The organism is Marinobacter sp., assembly GCF_041984545.1.
Classification (GTDB): domain Bacteria; phylum Pseudomonadota; class Gammaproteobacteria; order Pseudomonadales; family Oleiphilaceae; genus Marinobacter.
Genome location: NZ_JBHIXV010000029.1, coordinates 11,491 through 38,247, shown reverse-complemented (window position 1 = coordinate 38,247; position 26,757 = coordinate 11,491). Strand labels below are relative to the sequence as shown.

At 59.4% G+C, this 26,757-nt stretch carries 24 protein-coding genes; 15 read left to right on the top strand and 9 right to left on the bottom strand.

Features of this window, described 5'->3' with window-relative positions; genetic code table 11:
* Nucleotides 1–16: 16 nt before the first annotated feature.
* Complete coding sequence (locus tag ACFC20_RS13490; RefSeq protein WP_375193482.1) at nucleotides 17–676, bottom strand: alpha/beta hydrolase; 660 nt, start codon at nucleotides 674–676, stop codon at nucleotides 17–19.
* Nucleotides 677–722: 46 nt separating this feature from the next.
* Nucleotides 723–1,910 carry a 1-acyl-sn-glycerol-3-phosphate acyltransferase gene (locus ACFC20_RS13485; protein ID WP_375193471.1) on the bottom strand — a complete coding sequence of 396 codons (1,188 nt, stop codon included), beginning with the start codon at nucleotides 1,908–1,910 and terminating at the stop codon, nucleotides 723–725.
* A gap of 281 nt (nucleotides 1,911–2,191) precedes the next feature.
* Between ACFC20_RS13485 and recQ the strand changes: the two genes are divergently transcribed.
* Nucleotides 2,192–4,072 (top strand): DNA helicase RecQ, encoded by a 1,881-nt coding sequence (recQ, locus tag ACFC20_RS13480; protein WP_375193470.1) that lies wholly within the window; start codon nucleotides 2,192–2,194, stop codon nucleotides 4,070–4,072.
* A 3-nt stretch (nucleotides 4,073–4,075) separates the two neighbouring features.
* Here recQ and ACFC20_RS13475 read toward each other — a convergent pair whose 3' ends face one another.
* Nucleotides 4,076–4,630, bottom strand: a complete 555-nt coding sequence (locus ACFC20_RS13475; RefSeq protein ID WP_375193469.1) for a PaaI family thioesterase — start codon at nucleotides 4,628–4,630, stop codon at nucleotides 4,076–4,078.
* 283 nt (nucleotides 4,631–4,913) lie between these two features.
* On the opposite strand from ACFC20_RS13475, the gene ACFC20_RS13470 reads away from it, so the two are divergent.
* Entirely contained in the window at nucleotides 4,914–5,792 is an 879-nt protein-coding gene (locus ACFC20_RS13470; RefSeq protein ID WP_375193481.1) for a hypothetical protein, read from the top strand.
* Nucleotides 5,793–5,802: 10 nt separating this feature from the next.
* On the opposite strand, the gene ACFC20_RS13465 is transcribed toward ACFC20_RS13470, so the two are convergent.
* Entirely contained in the window at nucleotides 5,803–7,689 is a 1,887-nt protein-coding gene (locus ACFC20_RS13465; RefSeq protein WP_375193468.1) for a methyl-accepting chemotaxis protein, read from the bottom strand.
* A 151-nt stretch (nucleotides 7,690–7,840) separates the two neighbouring features.
* On the opposite strand from ACFC20_RS13465, the gene ACFC20_RS13460 reads away from it, so the two are divergent.
* The 4 genes from ACFC20_RS13460 to selD all read left to right on the top strand — a co-directional run bounded on the left by ACFC20_RS13460 (nucleotide 7,841) and on the right by selD (nucleotide 12,976).
* Nucleotides 7,841–9,361, top strand: a complete 1,521-nt coding sequence (locus ACFC20_RS13460; RefSeq protein ID WP_091985295.1) for a carbon-nitrogen hydrolase family protein — start codon at nucleotides 7,841–7,843, stop codon at nucleotides 9,359–9,361.
* A 167-nt stretch (nucleotides 9,362–9,528) separates the two neighbouring features.
* A complete protein-coding gene (locus ACFC20_RS13455; protein WP_375193467.1) occupies nucleotides 9,529–9,927 on the top strand; it encodes a hypothetical protein in 399 nt (132 codons plus the stop codon).
* A 41-nt stretch (nucleotides 9,928–9,968) separates the two neighbouring features.
* Complete coding sequence (locus ACFC20_RS13450) at nucleotides 9,969–10,700, top strand: helix-hairpin-helix domain-containing protein (protein ID WP_375193466.1); 732 nt, start codon at nucleotides 9,969–9,971, stop codon at nucleotides 10,698–10,700.
* On the top strand, nucleotides 10,700–12,976 hold the full coding sequence (selD, locus tag ACFC20_RS13445) for a selenide, water dikinase SelD (protein WP_375193465.1): 2,277 nt from the start codon (nucleotides 10,700–10,702) through the stop codon (nucleotides 12,974–12,976). The genes ACFC20_RS13450 and selD overlap by 1 nt, the downstream gene beginning before the upstream one ends.
* Here the strand turns inward: selD and senB are convergent.
* Nucleotides 12,973–13,947: a selenoneine biosynthesis selenosugar synthase SenB gene (gene senB / locus ACFC20_RS13440; RefSeq protein ID WP_375193464.1), complete on the bottom strand. Its 975-nt coding sequence runs from the start codon at nucleotides 13,945–13,947 to the stop codon at nucleotides 12,973–12,975. The genes selD and senB overlap by 4 nt on opposite strands.
* A gap of 213 nt (nucleotides 13,948–14,160) precedes the next feature.
* On the opposite strand from senB, the gene ACFC20_RS13435 reads away from it, so the two are divergent.
* From ACFC20_RS13435 to ACFC20_RS13420, 4 genes are all read left to right on the top strand, one after another.
* On the top strand, nucleotides 14,161–15,009 hold the full coding sequence (locus tag ACFC20_RS13435; protein WP_375193463.1) for a putative selenate ABC transporter substrate-binding protein: 849 nt from the start codon (nucleotides 14,161–14,163) through the stop codon (nucleotides 15,007–15,009).
* Nucleotides 15,009–15,659: a phosphonate ABC transporter ATP-binding protein gene (locus ACFC20_RS13430; protein ID WP_375193462.1), complete on the top strand. Its 651-nt coding sequence runs from the start codon at nucleotides 15,009–15,011 to the stop codon at nucleotides 15,657–15,659. Before ACFC20_RS13435 ends, ACFC20_RS13430 begins: the two co-directional genes overlap by 1 nt.
* 16 nt (nucleotides 15,660–15,675) lie before the next feature.
* Nucleotides 15,676–17,142, top strand: coding sequence for a PhnE/PtxC family ABC transporter permease (locus ACFC20_RS13425; RefSeq protein WP_375193461.1), 1,467 nt, complete (start codon nucleotides 15,676–15,678; stop codon nucleotides 17,140–17,142).
* Between the two features lie 154 nt (nucleotides 17,143–17,296).
* On the top strand, nucleotides 17,297–17,860 hold the full coding sequence (locus ACFC20_RS13420) for a hypothetical protein (RefSeq protein WP_375193460.1): 564 nt from the start codon (nucleotides 17,297–17,299) through the stop codon (nucleotides 17,858–17,860).
* 31 nt (nucleotides 17,861–17,891) lie between these two features.
* Here ACFC20_RS13420 and ACFC20_RS13415 read toward each other — a convergent pair whose 3' ends face one another.
* Both ACFC20_RS13415 and ACFC20_RS13410 read right to left on the bottom strand, forming a co-directional pair.
* Entirely contained in the window at nucleotides 17,892–18,197 is a 306-nt protein-coding gene (locus ACFC20_RS13415) for a hypothetical protein (protein WP_091985310.1), read from the bottom strand.
* 115 nt (nucleotides 18,198–18,312) lie between these two features.
* Nucleotides 18,313–18,789, bottom strand: coding sequence for a hypothetical protein (locus ACFC20_RS13410; protein ID WP_375193459.1), 477 nt, complete (start codon nucleotides 18,787–18,789; stop codon nucleotides 18,313–18,315).
* 133 nt (nucleotides 18,790–18,922) lie between these two features.
* On the opposite strand from ACFC20_RS13410, the gene ACFC20_RS13405 reads away from it, so the two are divergent.
* Genes ACFC20_RS13405 through ACFC20_RS13395 form a run of 3 tightly spaced genes read left to right on the top strand, consistent with a single transcriptional unit; the run spans nucleotide 18,923 to nucleotide 21,154 of the window.
* Nucleotides 18,923–19,843, top strand: a complete 921-nt coding sequence (locus ACFC20_RS13405; protein ID WP_375193458.1) for an ABC transporter ATP-binding protein — start codon at nucleotides 18,923–18,925, stop codon at nucleotides 19,841–19,843.
* Nucleotides 19,844–19,877: 34 nt separating this feature from the next.
* Complete coding sequence (locus tag ACFC20_RS13400) at nucleotides 19,878–20,639, top strand: ABC transporter permease (protein ID WP_091985314.1); 762 nt, start codon at nucleotides 19,878–19,880, stop codon at nucleotides 20,637–20,639.
* Nucleotides 20,603–21,154, top strand: coding sequence for a DUF192 domain-containing protein (locus tag ACFC20_RS13395; RefSeq protein ID WP_375193457.1), 552 nt, complete (start codon nucleotides 20,603–20,605; stop codon nucleotides 21,152–21,154). Before ACFC20_RS13400 ends, ACFC20_RS13395 begins: the two co-directional genes overlap by 37 nt.
* Before the next feature lie 18 nt (nucleotides 21,155–21,172).
* On the opposite strand, the gene ACFC20_RS13390 is transcribed toward ACFC20_RS13395, so the two are convergent.
* Nucleotides 21,173–21,964 (bottom strand): enoyl-CoA hydratase, encoded by a 792-nt coding sequence (locus ACFC20_RS13390; protein WP_375193456.1) that lies wholly within the window; start codon nucleotides 21,962–21,964, stop codon nucleotides 21,173–21,175.
* Between the two features lie 203 nt (nucleotides 21,965–22,167).
* Between ACFC20_RS13390 and ACFC20_RS13385 the strand changes: the two genes are divergently transcribed.
* Both ACFC20_RS13385 and ACFC20_RS13380 read left to right on the top strand, forming a co-directional pair.
* The gene (locus ACFC20_RS13385; protein ID WP_375193455.1) at nucleotides 22,168–22,311 is read left to right on the top strand and encodes a hypothetical protein; all 144 of its coding nucleotides are present in this window, start codon (nucleotides 22,168–22,170) and stop codon (nucleotides 22,309–22,311) included.
* A 41-nt stretch (nucleotides 22,312–22,352) separates the two neighbouring features.
* A complete protein-coding gene (locus ACFC20_RS13380) occupies nucleotides 22,353–23,252 on the top strand; it encodes a DMT family transporter (RefSeq protein ID WP_375193454.1) in 900 nt (299 codons plus the stop codon).
* Here ACFC20_RS13380 and ACFC20_RS13375 read toward each other — a convergent pair.
* On the bottom strand, nucleotides 23,226–26,684 hold the full coding sequence (locus ACFC20_RS13375) for an EAL domain-containing protein (protein WP_375193453.1): 3,459 nt from the start codon (nucleotides 26,682–26,684) through the stop codon (nucleotides 23,226–23,228). The two genes, ACFC20_RS13380 and ACFC20_RS13375, sit on opposite strands and share 27 nt — an antisense overlap.
* Nucleotides 26,685–26,757: the final 73 nt, after the last annotated feature.

Here is a 26,757-nt window from a genome sequence, read left to right as displayed (position 1 = left end):
TAGTGTCCCGTCTGCCTCAGAGCACGTGACGGCGAATGAAGCGGCCAATGTCCACCACCTCTTCCAGGCACACGCTGTGCTCCATGGGAAAGGTCTGGTAGGAAGGATCGTAACCCATGCCCTTCAGGGTTTCGACGCTACGGACACCGAGGGCTTCGGGTACGATGGGGTCGAAGGTGCCGTGATAGACGCTGATCGGAATCTCCGCGTTGGCCTCTGATCGCTGCACCGAATCGGCGGTGGCAAAGTAGGTGGACAGCGCCAGAATACCGCCAAGCCGTTCCGGGTAGCTCAGGCCCAGCTCGTAAGCCACGGCGCCACCCTGGGAAAATCCCGCGATGATGATGTTCCTGGCCGGGATGCCACGTTCGATTTCCTGCTGCACCAACTTGCCTACCGCCTCGGCTGACGCCCGCAATTGCTCGGTGTCCACCACCCGGTCTATATCCATGGCCTTGATGTCGTACCAGGCAGGCATGGTCATGCCGCCATTGATCGTGACCGGCAGCTCCGGGGCGTGGGGGAAAATGAAGCGCACCCGGGCGTCTGCCGGCAACCCCAGCTCTGGCACCACCGGCTCAAAGTCGTGACCACTGGCGCCCAGGCCATGAAGCCAGATAACGGCGGCGGTGGGCTGATCTCCCGTTTCAATTTCGATGGTTTCAAGGTCCTGCACGGAATACCCCTTGTTCTGGTGGTCGGTCTGATAACGAACGGTTGTGTTACCCGTGTTGCTCGGCATTCGCCTCCAGGGCGGTCACCACGGGATTGGCGTACATGTCCAGCAGATAGGGCCTGATAGCCGGCTCACACGCTTCCAGACGACGCTCCATTTCTGCTTCGGCGGCTTCCATCTCGGCCGGCGACCAGGTCTCTGCCGTAACCACTGCATCGCTCACGGTCTCGGGCGTTGAGTGGGCCTGCGGGTGCAGACCCCGGCGCTCGTAGCACACGAGGTTGGAAGCATGGAGGTGGTAATTCGAGTGAATCTCCCGATCAATCCGGGCGGCCAGGTCCTTGGGGTTGTCCGGCGCGTCGTGGATCGGCGCTCCAAAGTGCACGTGCACGTGCCCCTTGAAGCCCGTCAGCCCCTTCATGATCTGTTCGGTGTCCTCGCCTTCGCGCTTGATGTACTGGCCGGTACGGGCACGGGTTTCCAGTTCCTTGGCCTTGTCGGCGTCACAAGGGTCATACTCGTAGGCAATGGACACTGGAACGATATGCAGGCGGTTCATGGCCTCGTCGAAACCCAGACCGCTCTTCTTGCGACTCATGTAGAACATCTTGACGATGGCGGGATCTGTGTAGTCCAACCCGTCTTTGGCGCGCCCTTCCCGCTGGGCAATCCAGATGCTGTGGTTGGTATCGATGCTATGGTTGATGAACCCCGACAGGGTTATGTAGGCATCCCTCATTTCCCGTGGACTGGTCATGCTACGACGAACCACAAAACTTTTGTTCAGGCGCATCATTTCAGCAAACACGCGGTTGGCCAGCAGGTTGTCGCCAATGGCGATGCGCGTGGTGTGAAAGCCGTTCTGGAACAGCAGGTAGTTCACCACCATGGGATCAAAGACGATGTCCCGATGGTTACAGATGAACAGATGTGCATGCTGCTTGCTGAGGTTCTCCAGGCCGCTGGCGGTGACCCGGGATGTGGTGTTCTCAACCAGTTCGCCAACGTAGCCGGAAAGCCCGGCCTGTAGATCGTCCACCCGGGTGTAGTGGCCAAAATGGCTCAACAGCCAGCGCCGGGTCATTACCCGGAGCACCGCAGGCGCCCACCGAGCCAGGGTGGGTGATTTGAATCGGCCGATCATGTCCAGAAATTCCCGGTCGTTGACCAGGCGGTGAATTGCAGCGCCGGTTTCTTCGTCCGAATAGGGACGGATGGCATCAAATTCCTGCATGTAAGCCCTGTTATTATCTGTGTCTGTCACGGTATGGCGTGAAACGGAGGTTTGAAACCGCGGTATTGTAGCGTTTCTTCCACTGCTTTGCCTCCATCTGCGGTTCGGCTTTCCGGTACTGTCACCCTTCACCGTACACGCCAGTCAATCGCACGGAGGCGGCCGCTTCTGGTATCATTTGCGCCGCGCCCGAGGGCGCAATCCCGGCCAGCACCTATCAGGCTCCTATATTCAAAAGGCCCGGCACACCAAGAGCCCGGCGCCGACGAACCGGTTAGTTTATGCATTCACACCAGGACTACCACCAGGATTACGACCAGCTATCGACGGAACGCCCAACGACATCCGGCAGGGATCCGGAGCAGGTGCTGCATGAGGTCTTCGGTTATGAGACCTTCAGGCCCCTGCAGGGCGACATTGTGCGCGAAGTAGTGGCGGGTCGCGATGCCCTGGTGCTGATGCCGACCGGCGGTGGCAAATCCCTGTGTTATCAGGTGCCGGCGCTGGTGCGCCCGGGTACTGCGATTGTCATATCCCCGCTCATCGCCCTGATGCAGGACCAGGTGGCGGCTCTGAATGAACTGGGCGTGCGGGCAGCCTTCCTGAATTCCACCATGGATTTCGAGCAGGCACGGGCCACCGAATACGCCCTGATGACCGGCGAGCTGGACCTGCTCTACTGTGCTCCGGAACGGCTTATCCAGCCACGGACCATCGAGCTGCTGCACAACGCGTCCATCGCCCTGTTTGCCATCGACGAAGCCCACTGTGTGTCCCAGTGGGGGCACGATTTCCGCTCCGACTACCTGCAACTGAGCCTGCTCGCCGACGCCTTTCCGGATGTGCCGAGAATCGCCCTGACGGCGACGGCCGATGAGCGGACCCGGAAAGAAATCGCCGAACGCCTGTCTCTGACATCGGCCCGGCACTTCATCAGCGGCTTCGACCGACCGAACATTCAATATCGGATTTCTCCGAAAACCAATGCCAACAAGCAGTTACTCGATTTTATTAATGCGGAGCATGAGGGTGACTGCGGCATTGTCTACTGCCTGTCGCGGAACAAGGTCGACGCCACCGCAAAAGCCCTGGCCCAGAAAGGCTATACCGCTCTGCCCTACCACGCGGGTCTTTCGGCTGAGGAGCGGGCCCGGCATCAGGAGCGCTTCCTGCGGGAAGACGGGGTGATCATCGTTGCCACCATTGCCTTTGGCATGGGCATCGATAAGCCCGACGTGCGCTTCGTGGCCCATCTGGACCTGCCCAAGAGCCTTGAAGCCTATTATCAGGAAACCGGTCGCGCCGGGCGGGATGGCAAGCCCTCCACCGCCTGGATGGTGTATGGCCTGCAGGACGTGATCAAGCTTCGGCAGATGCTGGAAAGCTCCCAGGGGAACGATCAGTTCAAACGGGTGGAACGCCAGAAGCTGGACGCCATGCTCGGGTTGTGCGAGGTAACAAGTTGCCGCCGGCAAGTGCTGTTGCGGTATTTTGGCGACCAGCTCGACGAGCCCTGTGGGAACTGCGACACCTGCCTGAACCCGCCGGAAACCTGGGATGGCACGGTGGCGGTCCAGAAGGCGCTCTCCTGCGTTTTCAGGACCGGCCAGCGCTTTGGTGTGACCTACTTGATCGACGTGCTTCGGGGCTCCGAAAACGAGCGGATTCTCCAGTCCGGTCATCATCAGGTATCGACCTACGGCATCGGCACGGAACTCAGCGCCAATGAATGGAAATCGGTGTTTCGTCAGCTGGTGGCAAACGGTTACCTGCGCGCCGATCCTGACGGCTACGGGGCCCTCCAGCTCACCGAGCAATGCCGACCATTGCTGAAAGGCCAGCAGACCATCGAATTGCGCAAGGACCCGGTGGTCAAAAAAGCCCCGGCACGAGCCCCAGGCGGCCGTGCCAGCGCCCCGGTCCGGGACCAGATTACCGATCAGGCAGGCTGGGATGCGCTGCGGGCGTGCCGGAAAGCGCTGGCGGACAAGCAGGGGGTCCCTCCCTACGTTATTTTCCACGACACCACCCTGTTCGACATGCTGGAGCGCCGGCCCAGAACCCTGGATGAGCTGGCGGAAGTGAGCGGAGTGGGTGCCGCCAAGCTTGAAAAATACGGCGAGGTATTCCTCGAAACCATCGCGGGCCTCGACCCGGCCTGACGTTCAGTCCGCGGCCTGGAAGCCTTTCTTGCGCACCCGGTAATGGGCGATGGAAGTGGCCACGTGGTTGCCCTCCGCATCAACCAGCTTGCCTTCCAGCACGAATTTCGCCCTGCCCGTGGCGTCGGCGTCCGCCAGGATTTGCGCCACGGTTTCCGGAGGCAGGCGAAACTCCACCGTTACATCGGAATTGGCAGGCTGCAGGAACTGCAGCGTCATTTCCTTGAGGATGGGAACGTAGGCCGGCCCGAGATCAAACAGCGTAAGCACCCCACCGGGTATTTCCGCAACCAGGAAATAGGCGCCAGCGTACAGGCTGCCGAAGTGGTTCTTGTTGCCCTTCAATCGTATTTTCGCCCGCACGTAGCCCGGCTGGACCTCCTCCACTGAAAAACCATTACGTGGTGCGAACGGGATGGAAAATCCGATGATGCGGTTCACTGCTGCGTACCCGCCCGTTTTCTTCAGCCAGGCCAGAGGGCTCGCCAGTGTGGCCTTGGGGTCAGTGCTGGCCACCCACTGGCCAGTCGCACCGATGAGGTTGTCAATGAACGCCATAACTGTCATCCGGTTAGGTGGTAAGGTGAAGAGTGGAAGCCGATCATTACAACGCGGATTCAGCGTCGCAAGAATCTTTTACAATTTTTTTGGAATCTGTCCGATTTATTTCGGGGTATCTGTTCTAGAGTGAATGGTGCCTGTACGCTGCCCCTGCCAGGAACGGGCTTTCCCGGATTAAGAAAGGATTTCTGATTTGGACACCTATTTTTTCTGTCGCGCCCTCCGCGTCGTGGCCCTGAAACTGGCTCACATCCTGGCCATCCTGATCGCCTGCCTTGTCATGGCCCCACTGGCCAGCGCAGCGAAGCTGGAGCCGGACACCGGGAAAAGCGCACTACCGGCCACCCGGGAATACGTGCTCTGGTACCGTAATTACGACAGCCCCGCTATCCGTGCCCTGGTGAAACTCGCTTTGGGGAAGACTCCGGAATACGGGGATTTCACACTGATTCGCAGCGAGGAGCTGAGCCAGGGTCGAGCCCTCAGGGAACTTGCGGACCACCAGTCACGGCTGGTGGATATCGCCAATGTGGCAACCACGGAGGAGCGGGAGAGCTTTCTCACCGCCGTGCCCATACCGGTTGATGGTGGTCTGCTCGGTTTCAGGGTATGCGTTGTGCTGCCCGAGTCCCTTCCGAAGTTCGAAGGCATACACAACCTGGAAGACCTTCGCGCCAGTAACATCCGTATCGGCCAAGGGTCCCACTGGCCAGACACCCCCATCCTCGAATCCAACGGCATTCCGGTGATCACGCACTCCCGATACGAAATCCTGTTCGGGATGCTGCGCAACCATCGGTTTGAATGCTTTGCCCGAGGGGTCAGCGAGGTTCTTTACGATCTGGAAGTGGAAAAAGACCCCGACCTGGTGATCGAGCCTAACCTCCTTCTCGCCTACCCCATGCCCTCTTACCTGTTTGTAGCGCCGGGTGATCAACTCACCGCTCATCGCCTGCAACTGGGTATGGAGCGTGCCATTCACGACGGCAGTTTCGCGGAATTTCTCCGGAACTACTATGGCGCAGCGGTGGCGGCCCTCGGTCTGGACCGGCGCACCGTCATTACCCTCGACAACCCCTACCTCAGCGAAGAGTCTCGCTACGTGAGCCGCCAGACGTTCAGCAACCTCCGGCGGCGCCTGGACATCCTCAGTCGCTGACGCGTTTGCTTCAGACCCGGAATCTGGATGCGTTCTGGTTCAGGGCTGTGCCGATCCGTTCAATCTGTCCGCTGTAGACATCGTTCTCGCTGGCAGCCGCTGCGGCTTCCTGTCCCTGGTCGGCAATGCGGGTAATCGAGGCGTTGAGCTCCTCGGTCACCGAGGTCTGTTCCTCGGATGCCGTCGCGATCTGCGAGGTCATCTGGCTGATGGAGCTGATAGCCTCGGCAATTCGGTTGAGAGCGTCCATGGCGTCCTGGGCTTTCTCCATGCTGACGTTGGAGACTGCCGTTGACGCTTTCATGACTTCAACCGCATCGTTGGCGCCCTTCTGCAGGCGCTCGATCATGTTGTTGATCTCTTCAGTGCTGGACTGGGTGCGCTGGGCGAGGTTGCGTACCTCGTCGGCCACCACCGCAAAGCCACGGCCTGCTTCTCCTGCCCGGGCCGCCTCTATCGCAGCGTTCAGGGCCAGCAGGTTGGTCTGCTCGGCGATTCCCTGAATGACTTCGAGAACGGAAGTTATAGACGTGACGTCCCGGCCCAGGGTGTCGATGACCTCAGCGGCCGCGTTGACCTCCTGGGACAGCTTTTGCACGGCATCGCGGGAAGCGGCGACAGTCTCCAGGGAGGCCCGGCTGTCCTCGTCCGCCGTATTGGCTGCATCGGCGGTCTGCTGGGCGTTCTGGGCTATCTCGCCCGCAGCAGCGGACATTTCGTTGATTGCCGTCGCTACCATGTCAATTTCAGCCTGCTGGCTCTCCACACTGGAACGGCTGCTGCTCGCGGTCTCGCGAAGGGACACCACATTCTCGCCCAGCTCGGCGCTGCCCTGCTGCACATCGCGCACCACCGTCTGGATATTCTCGACGAACTGGTTGAAGCTGCGCGCCAACTGGCCGAATTCATCGCTGGCGCTGGCATCCAGGCGCTGGGTCAGATCGGCGTCGCCGCTGCCGATGTCAGCCATGGCGCCGTTCAGACGGCGCACCGGAGCCATCAGCACCTTGATGCCCAGATGCAGGAGTACCAGTGACACGATCAGACCGATCACGGCCATCACCAGGCCGGTCAATCGGGCGCTTTGCACCGGAGCGTTGATCTTGTCGGCGTTCACGAAGGTGCCGAGGTACCATTCCACACCCCGTGCGTCACTGATGGAATGAAAGCTCGCCTCCCACTGCCCGTCGTCGGAGGCATACTCGTGTTCACTGCCGTCCAGATTTGGCTGCCCGCCAATCAGCTGGGCAATGTTCTTGCCCACCAGCTCCTGCCGGGGATGGAACAGCACTGTGCCCTCGCCGTTGATCAGCGCCGCGTAGCCGGTTTCCGCCAGGGTCACCGTTGACAGGGTCTTGGCAATGGCACCCAGGCCGATATCGGCTCCTGCCACACCTTCGTACTCGCCACGCTTCACGGGTGCCAGAGTGGAGATGATCATGTCGCCGGTACTGGCGTCCTGATAAGGCTCGGTGAAAGAAGCACTGCCCAGCGCCATGGCTTTCTGGTACCAGGGCCGTTTTCTCGGATCGTAGTCTGCCGGCAGCGTTGCGTTGGCCTCCGGTGACTTCATCAGCATGTAGCCATCCGTGCGGCCCACGTAGACATCCCGGAAACCGCCGCCGGTGGTCATGGCCTGCAGGATCACTCGGGCCTGCTCATCATTTTCGGCCTGCTCCAGCGCCGTGGCGGTTGCTTCCGTCATTTTCAGCCGGGTATTGAGCCACTGCGCAATACTGGACGTACTCTGCTGCACAGTGTCGTCGATCAACGCTTCTACATAGGTTTCGGTGGTGTTCTGCAGGCGAAGATCACCGGAGAGTGTGAAAGCACCCATTACCAGCAACAGCAGGATACCGAAGGCGGTCAGGAGCTTTTGCCCGAATGTCATTTGCACAGTCGTGTCCTCTGGAATATTTCCTGATATTAATCAATATCTGTTTCGGCCCGTGATGCGAAGTCTTTAGCGGCTTCTGTTAAACTTCTTAAGTATTGGCGGGTTTCAGCCTTTTGTCCTCTTCTCACAAAACCGACGGGAGCCGAACTGAATGGCGCACGAAGAACTGCACCTCAACCTGCGAAATCTCAGGCTCGACGACTACGAACAGCTTCAGGTACTGATGGACCGCGTGTACGACGACATCGGTGGAGCCTGGCCCAAGGACACCATCAAGGCTCTGGTAGAGCAGTTCCCCGACGGTCAGATCTGTATTGAGGAGAGCGGCCAGCTTGTGGCTGTGGCGCTTACTGTGTGTGTGAAATACGAGCGCTTCAGTAACCCCCACACCTACGACGATCTGATCCTGCGTAACGAGAAGATCTGGCACAACGCCAACGGCGACTCCCTTTACGGCCTGGATGTCTTCATCCACCCGGAATACCGGGGTTATCGCCTCGGCCGTCGCCTTTACGAGGCCCGCAAAGAGCTGTGCCGCTCCATGAATCTGCGCGCCATTCTGGCCGGCGGTCGAATCCCCAACTACTTCAAGTACGCCGATCAGTACACCCCGGCGGAGTACATCCAGCGGGTGGACCGCAAGGAAATCTACGACCCGATCCTGAGCTTCCAGCTCTCGAACGATTTCCAGGTTACCCGGCTGATGCACAAGTACCTGCCGGAAGATGAGAAATCCCTCGGTTACGCCACGTTGCTGGAATGGCGGAATATCCTGTACACGCCGCCCTCTCCCGTGCTCAGCGTCAAGAAAACCCAGGTGCGCCTGGGCGCCGTTCAGTGGCAGATGCGGGAATTCACGTCCGTGGAAGAGGTACTCAAACAGGTCGAGTACTTCGTGGATGCGCTGTCTGATTACAAGAGCGACTTCGCCCTGTTCCCGGAGTTTTTCAACGCGCCGCTGATGGGCCTGACCGACCAGCTCGACCAGACCCGGGCAATTCGATTCCTGGCGGGCTTTACCCAGCAGTTCCGGGAAGAAATGTCGGAGATGGCGGTCAGCTACAACATCAACATCATCACCGGCTCGATGCCCCTGATCGAGAACGACCGGGTATACAACGTTTCCTACCTGTGCCATCGCGATGGCCGCGTGGACGAGCAGCGCAAGATTCACATCACGCCCCACGAGCGTCGAGACTGGGTTATCGAAGGCGGCAACCATTTCCAGGTGTTCGACACCGACGCCGGCCGGGTGGCCATCATGATCTGCTACGACATCGAGTTTCCGGAACTGGGCCGGATTGCCGCCAGCCAGGACGTGGATGTGATCATGGTGCCGTTCTGGACGGATACCAAGAACGGTTATCTGCGGGTTCGCCACTGCGCCCAGGCCCGGGCCATCGAGAACGAATGCTACGTGGTCATCACCGGCAGTGTTGGCAACCTGCCCAAGGTCGAGAACCTCGACGTACAGTACGCGCAGTCGTCCGTCTTCTCGCCGTCGGATTTTGCCTTCCCGCACGATGCGGTAATGGCGGAAACCACACCCAATACCGAGATGATCATGTTCTCGGATATGGACCTTGAGAAACTCAAACTGGTTCGAAACGAGGGTTCTGTCACCAACCTGAAAGATCGTCGGGTTGATATGTACGAACTCAAGACGAAATAACGCGATCCGCCCGGCAGGCATCTGAAAAACTGCGTGAGGGGTCGGCGGTATGGCACTGACGGCGTTGCAAAAGCGAAAGTCCGTGTCTATTGTTTAACCAATATCCAGCCTGTCCTCCCAATGGGCAGGTTGCAGTGGATACGGACATCATCAGAGAAACAGAATTCATGAACGAAGCATTACCAGACCTGGTCGCCCGCTTTCGGGTAAAGCAGGGACTGTTCCGGAAGGAAACAGTGGAAGCGGCCCTGTATGAACTGGACGGCTACGGTTGTGTGATGAAAACCGACAAGGTGTTTAATCCGGGAGACACGGTGCTGCTGGATCTGGTCATGGATATGCCCTTTGACGAGATTCGGGCGGAAAACCTGTCCGGGCTGGTCACCGAGCGCAGGAAACACTGTAGCAATTTTTTCTATTCCATTGATTTCGTAGAGTCCGATCCGAACGGTACCTCTTCCACATCGGAAAAACTGCGCCGGATCCGGGAAGTCCTCTCGAAAAAGCAGTCCCTGAAATCACGTCGTTCCTCAGGCTCCATTTCCGGTTTTCGGCAAATGGCCTGATTCTGCTCACTCGTTGAACCCTGTCCGCAAGGAGACATTCCATGGCGAAGAAAGCCAAGCAGAGCGTTGACAAGATTGTCAAAAAGGTGAACAAGGAATTCGAAAAGACGTCGTCACAGATTGAAAACCTGGTGAATGACGCCCTGAAACAGTTCGACAGCCTGCAGAACCAGGTGCAGGAGCCCGTGCGCAAGCTGCTCAAGGAAATCGACGAGCTGCGCGACCGGGAAATGAAGCGATTCCACGAGGAGTTCGAGCGTCGTCTGAACGAATTCCACGAATTGCAGAGCAACATTCTTGAACGGCTCGGTGTGGCTTCGAAAGAAGCTGGCGACGAGGTGAAGAAACTCACCGATGAAGCCAGCCAGCAGGCCAGAACGGCCGCCCGGAAAACGGCACCCGCCAAAACCGCCAAGACACCAGCCAAGCCGAAGGCCAAAGCTTCCACCAGCACCAAAGCACCGGCCAAGGCAAAAGCCGCGGCCAAGCCGAAACCGGCGACCAAATCCGCCGCGAAAAAGCCGGCCGCCAAAACCAGCAAGGCTGCTGCCAGCAAAACCTCCGGGGCCAAGGCTGCGAAACCGGTCAACAAGAGCGACCTCACCCTGGTAAAAGGCATCGGCCCTGCCACCGCCAAGAAAATGAAGGACGCCGGCATCACCTCCATTGATCAGATTGCCAATCCGTCGGCGGAAGATCAGGAAAAGCTCAAAGCTTTCTCAAACGTGAAGGGATACAGCCAATTTACCGTTGAAGCCAAGAAAATTATCTGATGCGAACGCCTGACCAGCCTGTTTTACGGGACATTGTCCTGATTGGCGGCGGGCACAGCCACGTCGGGGTACTGAAACGGTTCGCCATGAACCCGGTACCCGGCGTGCGCCTGACGCTCATCTGCCGTGACACCCATACCCCCTACTCTGGCATGTTGCCTGGCTACGTGGCCGGCCACTACAGCTACGATGACGTTCATATCGACCTGAGCCGTCTTGCAGAATACGCGGGCGCACGGTTTTACCGTGCCGAGGCCATTGGTATCGACCGGAATCGAAAGCGCGTGATCTGCCGTGGCCGACCCGATGTGCCCTACGACATACTTTCCATCAATATCGGGTCATCGCCCCGGGTGAACGAGGTGGAAGGTGCCGCCGACCATGCGGTCCCGGTTAAGCCGATCACCGGTTTCAACAGTCGCTGGCTGGCCTTGCTTTCCCGTATCGAGAATCACGACGGACCGCTGACGGTCGCCGTGGTGGGCGCGGGAGCCGGTGGCGTTGAGCTTACCCTGGCCATGCAGTACCGCCTTCGGAGAGAACTGGAACAACGGGGCAAAGACCCGGACCAGCTGCATTTTCACCTGTTTGATGCCGCCAACGAAATTCTGCCCACTCACAACCCCAAGGTACGGGAAGTTTTTCGCAGTACGCTTTCAGAGCGCGGTGTAAAACTGCACCTCGGCGCACCTGTCTCAAAGGTTGAGGCGGGCGTTCTGGTCACCGAATCCGGTGAGACCCTGCAAACCGACGAAGTGCTCTGGGTTACCCGCGCCGGGGGCCCCGAATGGCTCAAGGATACCGGGCTGGCTCTGGATGACGGTCTGTTCCTGCGTGTGCGGGATACCCTTCAGGTAGAAAACGACGACAGTATTTTTGCCGCCGGTGACATCGCCAATGTGATCAATCACCCCCGCGAGAAAGCCGGTGTGTTTGCGGTTCGTCAGGGGCCGCCTCTGGCCGACAACCTGAAGCGCCTCGCTACCGGCAAACCCCCAAGGGATTTCCATCCTCAGAAGAAATGGCTTGCCCTGATCAGTACAGGCGACCGTTATGCGGTGGCGTCCCGGGGCGAGACTGCCTTTGACGGCGCCTGGGTGTGGCGCTGGAAAGACTGGATTGATCGCCGCTTCATGAAGAAATTCAACGATCTTCCGCCCATGGAGGAATCGTCTTCATTGCCAGATACCGCAGCCGCCCAAAGCCCGGAGGAAGCTTCCCAGGCAATCTCGGCGGTCGCCATGCGCTGCGGGGGTTGCGGCGCCAAGGTAGGCAGCACGGTACTCTCCCGGGCCCTGGGTGAACTGAAGCCCATTGAGCGCGACGACATCCTTATAGGGCTGCATGCACCCGATGATGCCGCTGTTCTGAAGGTTCCACCCGGCAAGGCGGTAGTGCACACAGTGGATTTCTTCCGCGCCTTCATCGACGACCCCTACGTATTCGGCCGGGTGGCCGCCAACCACAGCCTGGGTGATGTGTTTGCCATGGGTGCGGAGGCCCAGAGTGCCACGGCGGTGGCCACCGTGCCCTACGGTATCGAGTCCAAGGTTGAGGACGTGGTGTACCAGATGATGTCCGGTGCGGTGGAGGTCCTCAATGAGGCCGGATGCGCACTAGTGGGTGGGCATACCGGCGAAGGCAAGGAGCTGGCTCTCGGGTTTGCGGTGAACGGACTGATCGACCCTGATGAGGTCATGAGCAAGGGCGGCCTGAAGCCCGGTGATGCGCTCATCCTCACCAAGCCAATTGGCACCGGCACCCTGTTTGCTGCCCATGCCCGTCTTGCCGCCAAGGGCCGGTGGATTGATTCCGCTCTTGCCTCCATGGTCCAGTCCAATAAAGCGGCTGCCGTTTGCCTTCGCAAGTACGGTTCCAGAGCCTGTACCGACGTGACCGGTTTTGGCCTGCTGGGTCACCTGGTGGAGATGACCAAACCCTCGGGCGTGGACGCCGAGCTGGATCTCTCCGCCATTCCGGTTCTGCCTGGCGCGGAGGAAACCGCGGCCGCCGGCATACTGAGCTCGCTCCAACCGGCCAACATCCGGTTGCGGCGTGGTATTCGCGATCAGGAGAAATGGGTGAATCACCCCCGGTACCCCCTGATCTTCGATCCACAGACCGCCGGCGGACTTCTAGCCAGTGTGTCGGCGGATCAGGCCGAAGCGTGCGTGCGGGAACTGCGGTCTCTGGGTTATCCCCACACGGCCATTATCGGCCGCGTAATGGCCCAGGATGAATCCGGGCCCATCGAACCGATAGCCCTGCGGGATTAAGCCCGCTGTGAACGGCGCTGGACGGCAAGAGCCAGCGCCTGCTCCAGTGAGGCCTGTTCCCGCTCCGGCGTGAAACGATCGGCCAGCCGGGAGACAGCGCTTTTCAGGCTGCCAAGGAATGTCGGATCGGTTTCTGCGCGGTTGAGCAGGTCAGCCAGCGCCCGTTCGTTCTGCACCGGGAAATAACCGGGATAATCCTCTCCCAACAACCCAAGGTTGCCCGGAATATCGGAGGCAATCACCGGCAAACCGGCACGGCACGCCTCGGACACCACATTGGCGCCGCCTTCCATTACCGAACTGATGACCATCACCTTGCTGTTGACCATCAGCTGCCGGGTCTGCGCCTGATCCAGCTCGCCCAGCCAGCGGAAGCGGTGGTTTTCCCCCATTTCCCGCTCGGCCATGGCCTGCCACTGTTCGTTGTGAGGTTTGCCGGCGCAGAGCACCCGAATACGGGACTCCGGGGGCAGCAGCCTTGATGCGCAGGCAGCCCGCAGGGAGTCTTTCTCTTCCCGCAGATGCCCGATGACGCACACGTTGAAGTCCGCACCCGCCACCTCAGGCTGCACTTGCGGGAAGTCCTCGGGGCCCGCAGCAGACTGGTAAAGGGTTACCAGCTTGTCGGAAAACCCGGCGGGGATGTCGGCGGCCAACCGATCGTGCAGGCCGATGAGGGCGTCCGCCTCCGCCATGGAGTATCGCGTGTCCTCAGGGTACTCGCGCTGGTGACGATAGATGTCGGTGCCCGTCAGGGCTACGATCAGCGGCCGCTCAGGCCAGGATGACCGGAAACGTCGAACCGCTTCCACGCTGCGCCAGGCGTGCAGGGCGATGAACGCGTCGCAGGGCTCCCCGGCGTATTCGGTAACCACCGTCACCCGGTGGCCCGCCCGTTGCAGCAACCACTGCCAGCGCTCAGCGGTGGCCCGGTTGCCGGCTCTCGAGCCCGGCTTCGCAGGTGTGATCATGATTATGTGCATCGCGCTCGCCTGGAGAAAAATTTCCTTCGATCAGTGAGATGGCCCTGAGCCAATCAAACCTACAAATCGTATAGCTGTTCAGAGTTAACGTAAATCAAGGTATCCTCCTCGATACCAGTAAACGTTGATTCTCAACGACGTCCCATCAAATCCTCTGGTAATCAAGGAACGCACATGGCCTGCAATCTTATACGGAAATTGATGATTTCCAGCCTTTTCTGCTTCACCGCAGCTTCCGCCTCCGCCGAAACCTTCGTGTTCACCGCCATTCCCGATGAAGACGAGACCAAGCTGGTGGAGCGGTTCCGGGGTGTTGCGGACTACCTGGAAAGTGAACTGAACGTGGATGTTCGCTACATCCCCGTGAAATCCTACGCCGCTGCCGTTTCGGCTTTCCGGAATAACCAGGTGCAGCTGGCGTGGTTCGGCGGACTTTCCGGCGTACAGGCCCGGCGCCTGGTTCCCGGCTCCGAAGCCATCGCCCAGGGCGTGGAAGACGAGGCCTTCCAGACCTACTTTATTGCCAATACCAGCACCGGCATTGAGCCCGCAGGCGAATTGGCGGAACTGGAAGCAGACCTCAAGGGCAAGACCTTTACCTTTGGCTCCAAGGGCTCCACATCTGGCCGCCTGATGCCGGAGTTTTACATCCGCGAAGTGTTCGGCCAGAAGCCGGAAGACTTTTTCAGCCGGGTTGGCTTCAGTGGCAACCACACACGGACCTTGCGGCTGGTGGAAGCAGGAACCTATGAGGTAGGCGCCCTGAACTTCCAGGTGTGGGAGAAAGAACTGGCAGATGGCAACATTGATACCGATGCCGTTCAGGTTATCTGGGAAACGCCACCGTACCCCGATTACCAGTGGACCATCCGTGGTGACGTGGATGAGCGGTTTGGCGAAGGCTTCAAGAAGCGGGTTACCCAGGCTCTGCTGAATCTTGACGACCCTGCCCTGCTTGAGAGTTTCCCGCGGTCTGGCTTTATTCCCGCCTCGAACGACGACTACGAGCCGATTCGCCGGACAGCGGAAGAGATCGGAATCCTGGATTGATGTCAGGTTTCGACTTTTCTGGTCTTACGGCTTCCTTCAGCGGAGAGCGGGTCATAGGCCCGCTCTCCCTGAGGGTTGAATCCGGTGAACAGGTTGCCCTCGTGGGCAAGAGTGGCGCCGGTAAATCCACGCTGATCCGCCTGATCCACGAACGGGTAAACCGGAATGCCTCCCTGGTACCACAGGAACTGGGCCTGGTTAACGCGTTACCCGTCTTCCACAACGTGTTCATGGGGCAACTGGACCGGCACGCCATCTGGTACAGCACGATAACCTTGATCCGGCCCTTTGCCCGCAATCGGGCCGAAGTCAGCGGGCTACTCAAGACGCTGGGCATGTCCGAGAAAATCTGGATGCCGGCCGCGTCATTATCCGGAGGTCAGCGCCAGCGCGTCGCCATTGCCCGCGCACTCTACCGGAACGCCCCCATTTTGCTTGCAGACGAGCCCATTTCCGCTCTCGACGGCCCTATGGCCCATATGGTGATGGAGCTGCTGAAAGAACGGTTTTCCACCAGCGTGATTGCACTGCATGACGTCGACATGGCACTGAAATACTGTACCCGCATTGTCGGCATTCAGGACGGACAGGTGGCCCTGGATGAGCGCAGCGATCGGCTGACGTCCGCCGACATCATGTCCTTGTATTAGGGAACGGAGCGGCACCATGCTTTCTTCCCCCACGGTACGCACCAGTCTGATTTTCCTGGCGATCGCTCTCGTCGGGTTGCTGTTTGCCGACATTGCCATCACCGCCTCCAACCCCTGGCGGGATCTCGGCAACTTCTTTCTGGGCGTGATTACCCCGAATTTCTTCAGCAGTGAAGGCCTGATGACGGCGCTGTTGCGGACCGTTGCCTTCGCTTTTGTGGGCGTAGCGCTGGGTAGCATTTGCGGCTTCCTGCTGTCACTGGTGTACCGCTTTCTACCGGTCCGTATCTTCTGCGCCTTTATCCGCGCCATCCACGAGCTCTTCTGGGCACTGATCTTTCTTCAGTTCTTCGGCTTTCACCCCCTCACGGGTGTTCTTGCCATCGCCATTCCCTATGCCGGGATCTTCGCCAAGGTCTATTCCGAAATCCTCGATGAGGTCGATCCCGAACCCGCACGGCTATTGCCGCCCGGCGCCGGCGTGATCGCAACCTTCCTCTACACCCGGATTCCGGACTGCTGGGTGCAACTGAGAACCTACACGGCCTACCGGCTGGAATGCGGCTTGCGCTCGAGCGCCATCCTGGGGTTTGTCGGTTTGCCCACCCTTGGCTTCTACCTGGAGTCGTCGTTCTCCCAGGGTCTCTACTCCGACGCAGGCGCCATGCTGATCCTGTTCTATGTGCTGATCGCAACCATTCCGCTCTGGGTAAAACCACGGCTGCTGCCCGTTTACATCCTGGGCGCCCCGTTTTTCCTTGGCGAGGGGCTGCCCATCGTATGGGGTAACGTCGAGCGCTTTTTCACACAGGACATCATTCCCAGCCCGCTGCGGGGCGGCGAAGGGCTGGCCGGTCTGCTCCCGTGGCTGAACGATCTGATGATCAATGAGGCGCTGCCGGGCATCTGGAACACTGTTGTCCTCACTCAGATTGCCCTGGTGGCCACTGGCATTCTGACGTTGCTGGCCTTCCCACTGATTTCCAATCATTTTGGTGGGCCTGTGCGCCGTACTTCAGGCCATGTTTTTCTGGTGATTGCCCGCTCCACCCCGGAATACATCCTGGCCTACATCCTGCTCCAGCTTTGGGGGCCCTCAATGCTACCCGCTGTGGTGGCGCTGGCCCTCCACAACGGCGGCATTATCGGCCACCTGATTGGCCGGCAGACAAACGGCATTCGCCTTCGTCCCGACGCGCCCACCGGCTTCAATCGTTACAGTTGGGAGCTTGTGCCCCGGGTGTATCGTTCCTTTCTCGCTTTCCTGTTCTACCGCTGGGAAATCATCATGCGGGAAACGGCCATTCTCGGGATTCTTGGGATATATACCCTGGGCTTCTACGTGGACAGCGCCATCCAGAACATCCGGTTTGATCGTGCCATGGTGCTGATCCTCATCACCGCACTGCTGAATATCGGAATCGATGCCCTCGGCCGCTTCATCCGACGGAAACTGGCGTTGCAGACGATGCCCACCTGCTGAGCAAAGCGCGCCAAAAACCGGTGCGATACCCGTCACAGTTCCGTCATTTCAGTCAATGCCAGTGCGAATCTGTTGAACGGTAGGCGTTCTTGTTGAGATACATTCCGTTACACTCCGATCACGTTTTGCAACATTTCGGATGTCGGTGAACACTGTGAACGGATTGATACTTCTGACCCAGGCGGGGCTCCTGGCGCTGCTTTTTCTCCTGGCCTTTCGGGTATCGGCCCTTGTGCGCAGTGAACCCATGGCGGCGGGCCACCCTGCACCGACACCGTCATTTCGGGAGCGCGCCCCTGAGGTTGCCCGGCCCCCGGCTGAGGTCGCGCCAGACCGAACCGAACTGATCACCCAATTGCACATTCTGGCGGGATTGCAGGAGAGGGATTGTCGCGTACGGGGTCTGGACCTGGCCACCGCACCGGAGACGGTGCGAGGTTATTCAGCAGCCTGGCTGTATGGAGCAGCTTGTGCCCTGTGCGACCGGCAGGCCCGGCACACGGACAGGCTCGCGGCAACTGTGGCGCACATTATCAGCAGGAAGACCGGGATCCGTCAGACGGAAGCGTTCCAGGCCCTGGCCACTCTTACCTCGAGTTCGGTGTTACTGGCCTGCTATCGATCGGGGCTCGAGGGCGCGGAGTTCTGGCGGTACAGCCATTACGTCCCCCCGACCTCCAGCCTCTACGAAGCGATTACCAGTAACGCGTTCATCTGAGGGCCTCTGGCACCCGTCATGTGCCCTCAGTTCAGCTCCGAACCTGAGAACCTTCCAGCACCCAGTCGGTCCCCAGGTCCCGGGTCTGGCCCTCGTCCTTCCCTTCCGCCGGGCTGCCGGTAATAGCGGGGCGGGTGAAGCCACCATCGTCGGCGTGGGTCATGGTGTCGACGTCTACCGAACGAACCACGTACACCTCACCATTGGCCAGCACACGGGCCCTGTGGCTCAGGCCGAACACAAACCGGCAATAATCCAGCTTCAACTGCATCAGGTCCTGTTCGGCCTTGCGAATCTTTCTGAGCAGTACTTTCTGAACGCTATCTCCGTAATCCATCACGTTGTCCCCGGTTGGGCGGTGTTGTCGTTAGAGTTGGCCTTTGTCGGCCGGATTTCGTGATTTTACACGTTCTCCAATGGTTGTCAGCGGGTTGGAGCACGCTTTGCGGGCCTCATCGACCGGCAGCCTCGAACACCAGGATTAGCGGCACGTCTTCGATTGAAGCCTGGCCTTCCTGCAGGTCGATCCGCCAGGTCATGGAGGCGTCGACGCTGCAGATTGGCGCAGTGAACTGCGCGGTGTAGAGATTGTCAGCCTCCTGGCCGAGGGCTACCGGATACTCTCCCATATACATGGATTCGCCACGCAGGACAGCCAGGAACCGTTCGGGCGCTTCCGGTGCACTTACCTCAAGGCGGTAGGCGGTTCCATCGCTGGTATCGCGAACCATCTCCAGATTGGCCGACCATCGGCCGGCATCGGTGTTCCAGACGCACGGGCCAGCTTTCAGCAGATCGCAACGTGCCGCCGCCGGTTGCGAACCTGTGCCGTCATCGGCCGGGCCGAACAGGGCCACCACCAGCATCAACAGGGTCATCAGCCCTACCAGAAATCCCAGAATGATCACTGCGCGTACCAGATACTTCACGTAATGCCCCTGTTTTTGGTCTTCGCGGCATTATGGTGGTTTCCGCGAACAAGGCAAAGGTTTCTAAACCGGCGCCAGTCATGAGAAAATACGCGGCCTTCTCTCAGACCCAATCTGACTACAGGAAACGCCCGTGCAGCCGGACATCTCCGTTAAGCACCTCAGCAAGTTTTATGAAGACGGCTTCCAGGCCCTGAAAGACATAAACCTGGAGATCCAGCGTGGCGAAATCTTCGCCCTGCTCGGCCCCAACGGCGCCGGCAAGACCACCCTTATCAGTATCATTTGCGGCATCGTGAACAAGTCCGAGGGTGAGGTGAAGGCCGCAGGATACGACATCGTGAAGGATTACCGGAAAGCCCGGGAAACCATTGGCCTCGTGCCCCAGGAACTGAACACCGATTCCTTTGAAACCGTCTGGGACGCGGTGTCGTTCAGCCGTGGCCTGTTCGGCAAGGCACCCAGGCCGGCGCACATCCAGAAGGTGCTGAAGGATCTTTCCCTCTGGGATAAGCGCAACAACCGCATCATGTCGCTCTCCGGTGGCATGAAGCGCCGGGTGATGATTGCCAAGGCCCTGTCCCATGAACCGCAGATCCTGTTCCTGGACGAGCCCACCGCAGGCGTGGATGTGGAGCTGCGTCGGGACATGTGGCAGATGGTGCGTAAACTTCGCGAGAACGGGGTTACCATCATCCTGACGACCCATTACATCGAGGAAGCCGAGGAAATGGCGGATCGCATCGGCGTGATCCGTCAGGGCGAAATCATCCTGGTGGAAGACAAGGACCAGTTGATGACCAAGCTCGGCAAGAAGGAACTGCGCCTGCAGCTGCAACAACGGCTCGAGAAAGTGCCCGGCGAACTGACCCTGGAGCCGGTGGAGCTGTCCGATGATGGCTACGAGCTGATTTTCACCTTTGACTCACAGCAGGAGCAGGCCGGCGTGGCCCGGCTGTTGCGCACCCTGAGCGATCTGGGCATTGAATACCGGGATCTGCAGACCCGCGAGAGCTCCCTTGAGGAAATCTTCGTGGGACTGGTACACGAGTAAGCCCGCCAGTAAAGCTAACGGATAAGGAACGGCAATGAACCTTTACGGCGTTCGCGCTATCTACAAGTTTGAAATGGCCCGGATGAGACGCACAGTGATGCAGAGTGTCCTCTCCCCGGTAATCTCCACCTGCCTCTACTTCGTGGTTTTCGGTTCGGCCATTGGCTCTCGCATGGGCGACATCGACAATATTGCCTACGGTGCCTACATCATTCCGGGCCTGGTCATGCTCTCCCTGTTGATGCAGAGCATCTCCAACGCCTCCTTCGGTATCTACATGCCGAAGTTTTCAGGCACCATCTACGAGGTGCTGTCTGCGCCGGTCTCCTACGTTGAGGTGGTGCTTGGTTACGTGGGGGCCGCTGCCACCAAATCGGTGATCCTGGGCGTGATCATTCTGGCCACCGCCAAGTTCTTTGTTGATTACGACGTATTGCATCCATTCTGGATGTTTTCTTTCCTGGTGCTCACCTCCATTACCTTCAGCATGTTCGGTTTCATCATCGGCATCTGGGCAGACGGATTCGAGAAGCTGCAGATTGTGCCCATGATGATCGTGACCCCCCTGGTGTTCCTGGGTGGTACGTTCTACTCCATCGACATGCTGCCGGAGGTATGGCAGACCGTAAGCCTGTTCAATCCCGTGGTGTACCTGATCAGCGGTTTCCGCTGGGCCTTTTACGGCGTATCGGATGTGCATGTGGGCATCAGCGTGGGTATGACCCTGGTGTTCCTGGCCGCCTGCATGACAGCCATCTGGTGGATCTTCAAGACCGGCTATCGGCTGCGCTCGTGAACATCGCCGCCACATCGCCCCGGTCCTTACCCTGGCTATGCCTGCTGTTGGCGTTCGCATCGCTGCAGGGGTGTCGCACCGGCATTGCAGCACCGCAGGAAAGCCTGCCTGAGATTGAGGCGTGTTTTATCGGCGGCAACCCGGTAGTACCGGTAATCCTGGAAGTGGCCTCCACCCCGGAACAGCGCCGCAAAGGCCTGATGGGAAGAGACTCTCTCTCTCCGAATCACGGCATGCTCTTCCAATATGAACAGGAGCGCGATGCCAGCCACGGTTTCTGGATGTACAGGACACGGATTCCGCTTGATATCGCATTTCTCGACGAAAACGGCATCGTGGGCAGCATCCGCCACATGGTGCCCTGTGCGTCCGCCTCGGGATCAGGTTGTCCCACCTACCCGGCCGGAGTGCCGTTCATCAGCGCGGTGGAGATGAATGCGGGGTTCTTCAGGAAGCACAATATTGAACCGGGCGATCGGCTCAGGCTGGGCGCCGCAAATTGCCCTACCCTCTGAGCCGCGGCACCGGAAGACTCAGCGGTCCTGCCAGTCCGGTTTGCGCTTCTCCAGAAACGCGCAAATACCCTCCTGGGCGTCGTTTGCCATCATGTTATCCGCCATGACTTTCGAGGTGTATTCGTAGGCATCTGCCAACGGCATCTCCAGTTGGCGGTAGAACGCTTCCTTGCCGATCTTCAGGGTGAGCCCCGATTTATCGGCGATGGTGCGAGCCAGCTCGTAGACCATTTCGTCAAGATGCTGTTCGTCAACCACCTGGTTCACCAGCCCCAGCCGCTCCGCCTTGACCGCGCCGATCATCTCGCCAGTCAGCAGCATTTCCATCGCGTGTTTGCGGGACACGTTGCGAGACAGCGCCACCATGGGCGTAGAACAGAAAAGACCAATGTTGACCCCGGGCGTGGCAAAACGAGCGGTATCAGCAGCCACCGCCAGGTCGCAGCTTGCCACCAGCTGACAGCCGGCCGCAGTGGCCACGCCCGCCACCCGAGCAATCACCGGCTTGGGCAGATTAACGATCTGCTGCATCACCTTGCTGCACTGGTTGAACAGTGCCAACTGGAAGTCGTGGCTGTCGAACTGCTCCCGCACTTCCTTGAGATCGTGCCCGGCGCAGAACACATGGCCGGCAGCAGCGAGCACCACCACGCGGGTATCGGTGTCCGAAGCGACCTCGTCGAGTGTCGCTGACAGCGCCTCCAGCATGGCCATGGACAGGCTGTTCCGCTTCTCGGGCTGGTTCAGTGTGAGCGTGGTAATGCCGTTTTCACTGTATTTCCGAACCAGGGGTTCCGACTGGACTGTCATGGCGTGCCTCCTCAATGCCAGGCAGTCGTCTGCGGGACCGCCCGACTGCCTTCTCTGAACGTCTGGTTTCAGTATTGCTGACTGGCGCTATACTGTCGAAGCGACTTTTGTAGGATGCTCAGTTTCTCCGGCCTTGCCGTTGTGAAAAGCCCGTCCCGCCCATAGGCATAAGGTACAGGCTTTTAAAAGGAGGCGAAGAGCGCATGTCGAAATCGATTATCCTCAAAACGTTGTTTGCCATCGCTGTTATTGGTGGAGCAGTGTTTGTCATCTACCAGGATGAACCGGCGGCCCCCACCGGCGATATTAACCGCATCGAGCCACTGCCCGAGCAGGACAAACCTTAAACCATGGGCCCAGGGGCCCCATCAGCCAAGGCGAACGCAGTTTGCAGACCACCCGAATCAAAGGACTGACCATCGCCGCCCTGGGCGTACTGTTCATCGTACCGGACGCGCTCCTGGTGAAAATCACCTCCGTTGAACCGGTGGTTTTCCTGTTCTGGCGAGGGCTCTTGCTGGCCCTCAGTTTTCTGGTCATCAGCTGGGCCCGCTACCGGGCCAGACTGATACCCGAGATCCGCAAATGCGGTCGCAAGGGCCTGTTCTGCGCGGGTGCGTTTGCCGTCAGCACCCTGGGCTTTGTGGTCGGCATGAAAAACACCGCCGCCGGCAACGTGTTGGTAATCCTGAATACCGCCCCGGTCATCGCTGCCCTGATTGCCTGGGCGATCTGGAAGGAAACACTGCCGCTTCGAACCTGGCTGGTGATCCTGGTGTGCGTGGCCGGCGCCACCCTCATGGCCGTGGGCGAATTCGGCAAGGGCGATCCACTTGGATTGTTGATGGCGGTGGTTGCCGCCACCGCACTGGCATCCAACCTCAACGTGGCCCGCTCAAAGCCGGACAGCGACATGAGCGTGATGCTGATGTTCGGCGCCCTGGTTCTGGCCGGCGCTGCAGCTCTGATGGGCGGCGCCCAATGGCCCTCCACCCGGGATTTCTTCTTTATTGCCCTGCTCTGCCTTGTGTTCCTGCCCACCGCCTGCATCCTGATCCAGATTGGCCCACGCTATATCCCGGCGGCGGAAGTCAGCCTGATGCTGTTGCTTGAGACGGTGCTGGGTTCTTTCCTGGTGTGGCTGTTCCTCGGAGAAGTACCGCCACAGCTCAGCCTCGTAGGTGGCGTGATCGTGTTCTCGGCCCTGGCGGCACACGGGTGGCTGGAGGTGCGACGCTACCAGCGCGCTAAACGGTTGCAGCTAGACCGGGCCGACCAGGTTTCCTGAGACCGCCGCCACCCCGGGCAGCGCCTCCTGCCACTGCGCCATCCAGGCCTCTAGGTCCTCGCCCGAAACGGGGCGGGACAGCCAGTAGCCCTGGCCAAACTCGCAGCCAAGCGACATGAGCTTGTTGCGGTGTTGCAGGGTTTCCACGCCCTCGGCGATAACCGGCAGGTTCAGGGAGTCGGCCAACCCCAGCACGCCTTTCACAATGGCAAGATCGTCCGGGTTCTCGAGCATGCCCCGAACAAAACTCATATCAATCTTGAGATAGTCCAGGGGCAGTTGACGCAGGTATGTCAGGGACGAATACCCGGTGCCAAAGTCGTCGAGCCCGAACCGGACACCCAGGGTTCGGCATTGCTGAATCATCTTGTTCACCGCATTGAAGTTTTCCAGTGACGAGGTTTCCACGATTTCGATCTCAAGGTCGCCCGGCCGGGTCTCGGGGTATTCACCCAGCAACCGTTGCAGGCGCTCGGCAAAATCCTCCCGAACAAGGTGGAAGGGATCGATGTTGACACTTACAGGCAGGCGCAGACCGTTCTTGCGCCAGCGTCGCACCTGAGCGAGCGCTGTGCGAATGACCCACTCGCCAATACCAACGCTCAGAGGATGGCGCTCGGTTACCGGAAGAAAATCGGCGGGGCCCAGCAGCCCCCGAATCGGGTGCCGCCAGCGGATCAATGCCTCCACACCGATAACCTGACGGGTTCTGAGGTTGACCTTGGGCTGATAGAAAAGCTCGAACTCCTCATTGTTCAGCCCTTCCTCCACCCGCTTCAGGTCTTTGAACAGATCGCGAACGGCGCGTTCGTTGTCGGCGTCGTAGAAACAATACTGGTTCTTGCCGCCCTGCTTGGCCAGGTACATGGCCTGGTCGGCCTGGCGCAGCAGCTGCTCGGCATCGAGCGGATCGGCCTGAGGATAGAAGGTTACGCCAATGCTGGCCGTCAGCGCCACCGGCTTGCCAAGCACCCGGCTCTGCTGGGCCACTGCAGACAGAATGCGGTCCAGCAGCACCGGGCAGGATTTCACCTCCGATTCCACGGGAGCCACCATCACAAACTCGTCGCCACCGAAACGCGCCAGGGTGTCTCCTTCCCGCATGATGGATCGCAGACGGCGCGCGAGGGAGCGCAGCAGTTCGTCGCCCACCGCATGACCGTGGCTGTCGTTGATCTCCTTGAAGCCATCAAGATCGATAAACAGAACCGCCAGTTCCGATCCGTTGCGTTCACAGTTGATCATGGCCTGCTGTAACCGGTCGCTCAGCAGCGTCCGGTTGGGCAGTTTGGTGAGAGGGTCGAACTTCGCCATGCTCTCAAGCTGGCTCTGGTACTCCTTCAGCTCGCTGATATCGTTGAGGATGTAGATATAGCGGTGAATATCCCCGTGCTTGTCCCGCACAAGGCTTACGCTTCGGCGCACGCAGGAGGTCTTGCCATTGCGATGGCGGATCCAGGTATCCCGGATTCGCTGGTCGTCGGTTGCCGGCACGTGTAACTCGGTACCCGGTTCCTGCACCGCTTCCATTTCCCAGAGCAGGTCCAGGGCTGGCCGACCACGCACCTGCTCCGTGTCAAGACCGGTGATGTCAGTGAATGCCTGGTTGCAATCCAGAACCACGCCGGACGCATCGGCAACCACCATGCCCTCATTGGCGTGTCTGAAAACGCCGGCTGCCTCCGCCAGGCGGTAGTCTGCGTAATAACGCTCAACAATGATCGCCACAATATGGGCGGCGCGCTTGAAGACCTCGCAGTCATTCTTCGAAGCGATGTCACCACCACGGTAGAATACGTTCAAGCGCCCGATGGCGTTCTTCGCAGGATCAAGAATCAGCGGCGACACTGCCTCACAGTATCGATAGCCAGCCATCGAACCGCCGCTGACATCGAAGTAACAGGCAGCATTCAGATCACAATGGTCACCCAACAATGAGGCGGACAACTCGATGGAGCAGCGGATGTCGGGCACAAAGTCCTCCACGCTGCTGGCAAGGGCAAGCAGTGTGTCATCGAGCCTGCCGTTCTCGGCAATCCGTTCAAGCGCCTCGCTGCCCACGTTTTCAAGATGGGCGATTTTTCGTTGTTCGGTGATGTCCGTTTCCACGGCGATGTAGCCGGCCAGTCGTCCGTCCTCTGACAGCAGTGGCTCGCAGTTGATACGAATCCAGTAAGACCAGCCCTCCCGATGGTAGTTCAGCAGCTCCTCTTCGAAGGGCTCCTGCTGGCTTAGGTGCCCGCGAATTCTTTCAACGGTATCGGGATCGGTGTCGGGCCCCTGCAGGAAGGAGCCCGGCTTGCGGCCCCGGATTTCGTCCAGCTCATACCCGCTGAGGCGCACGAAACCGTGGTTAACCCACTCAATTCGGCCCTGAATGTCGGTGGTGACAATCCCGTTGGTGGAACTGTTGAGCAGGGTCGACAAGCGCCAGATGGGCCGGGTTAGCAGGTTGCTCACACCGCGGGAGACCACTATGGCTAGCGCCAGCAACGCAGCCATGTAGCCCAGAAATTCAAGGCTGGCCGCATCCATTTCCATCGACACCGACCGTGCGCTCCGACTGATAACAACGCCGGTAGTTGGGTGCGTCTCAAGAACGCCAGACAGCTGGTAGGTGCCTTCCTGCCAGCTCTTGATCACAGAGGGCTGGTTCGTGGACCGTACATGATCCACCCGGAACCCGCTCTCCGGAGTGCCGCCCAACCTGTCGGGCGCGGCGGCAACGGGGTAAAGGAAAATCCGGGTGTCCGGGCCCATGGAGTCTTTCAGGGCCCGCCATTCATCCTGGGAGTAGTCCGGGTTCGCCGCAAAGAATCGGGCTACCCGCTGAAAGCTCTCGGCCAGCTCCCGCTCGAGCTCCCGGGCCTGGATCTGTTGTTTGGTTTCGGCCAGTTGCAGGACCGGAACGGACCCAGACACAAGGGCCGTCATCAGAATGGTATGGAACAGAATGCTGCGAATCTGGGAGCTCACCAGATAACCGGTGGAGATGCGGTTTTTCAGGAGGTAGTAAAGGCAAAGGATGAGCCCCGCCATGGCCGCATTGAAGATACCGTTCAACATTTGCTTCACGGCGATCACGAAGGCGGTTTTAACCGGGATATCCATGCCCAGGTGGTACAGAGTAAGCGTGGCCGGAATGCCCAGAAGACACCAGAACAGGCTGTCGGCCAGAAACAATGAACGCCTCGTGCGCTGGCTGAACGCCAGCACGAACAGACACTCAGCCAGGAACACTATCACCGCGTAGTAGTGTTCCCAGAGAACACTGGTGTAGAGCGCTCCCGCCATTCCGACCACAACCGCCTGCCGGGCACCAAGCGTGCGGATGGCCACAAGCACAAAGATCGAGCCGAAGATGAAATGAACGCCGTAGTAAAGCTGGATTGCCAGGGCGTTACCCGCAATCGCAAGAACGGCGAGGAGCAACGTGGCTGGCCACAGCGGAAAGCGGCGGTTCAAGCGATCAAGAGGCGCAAACAGAGGGTACGGAGAACTGGAT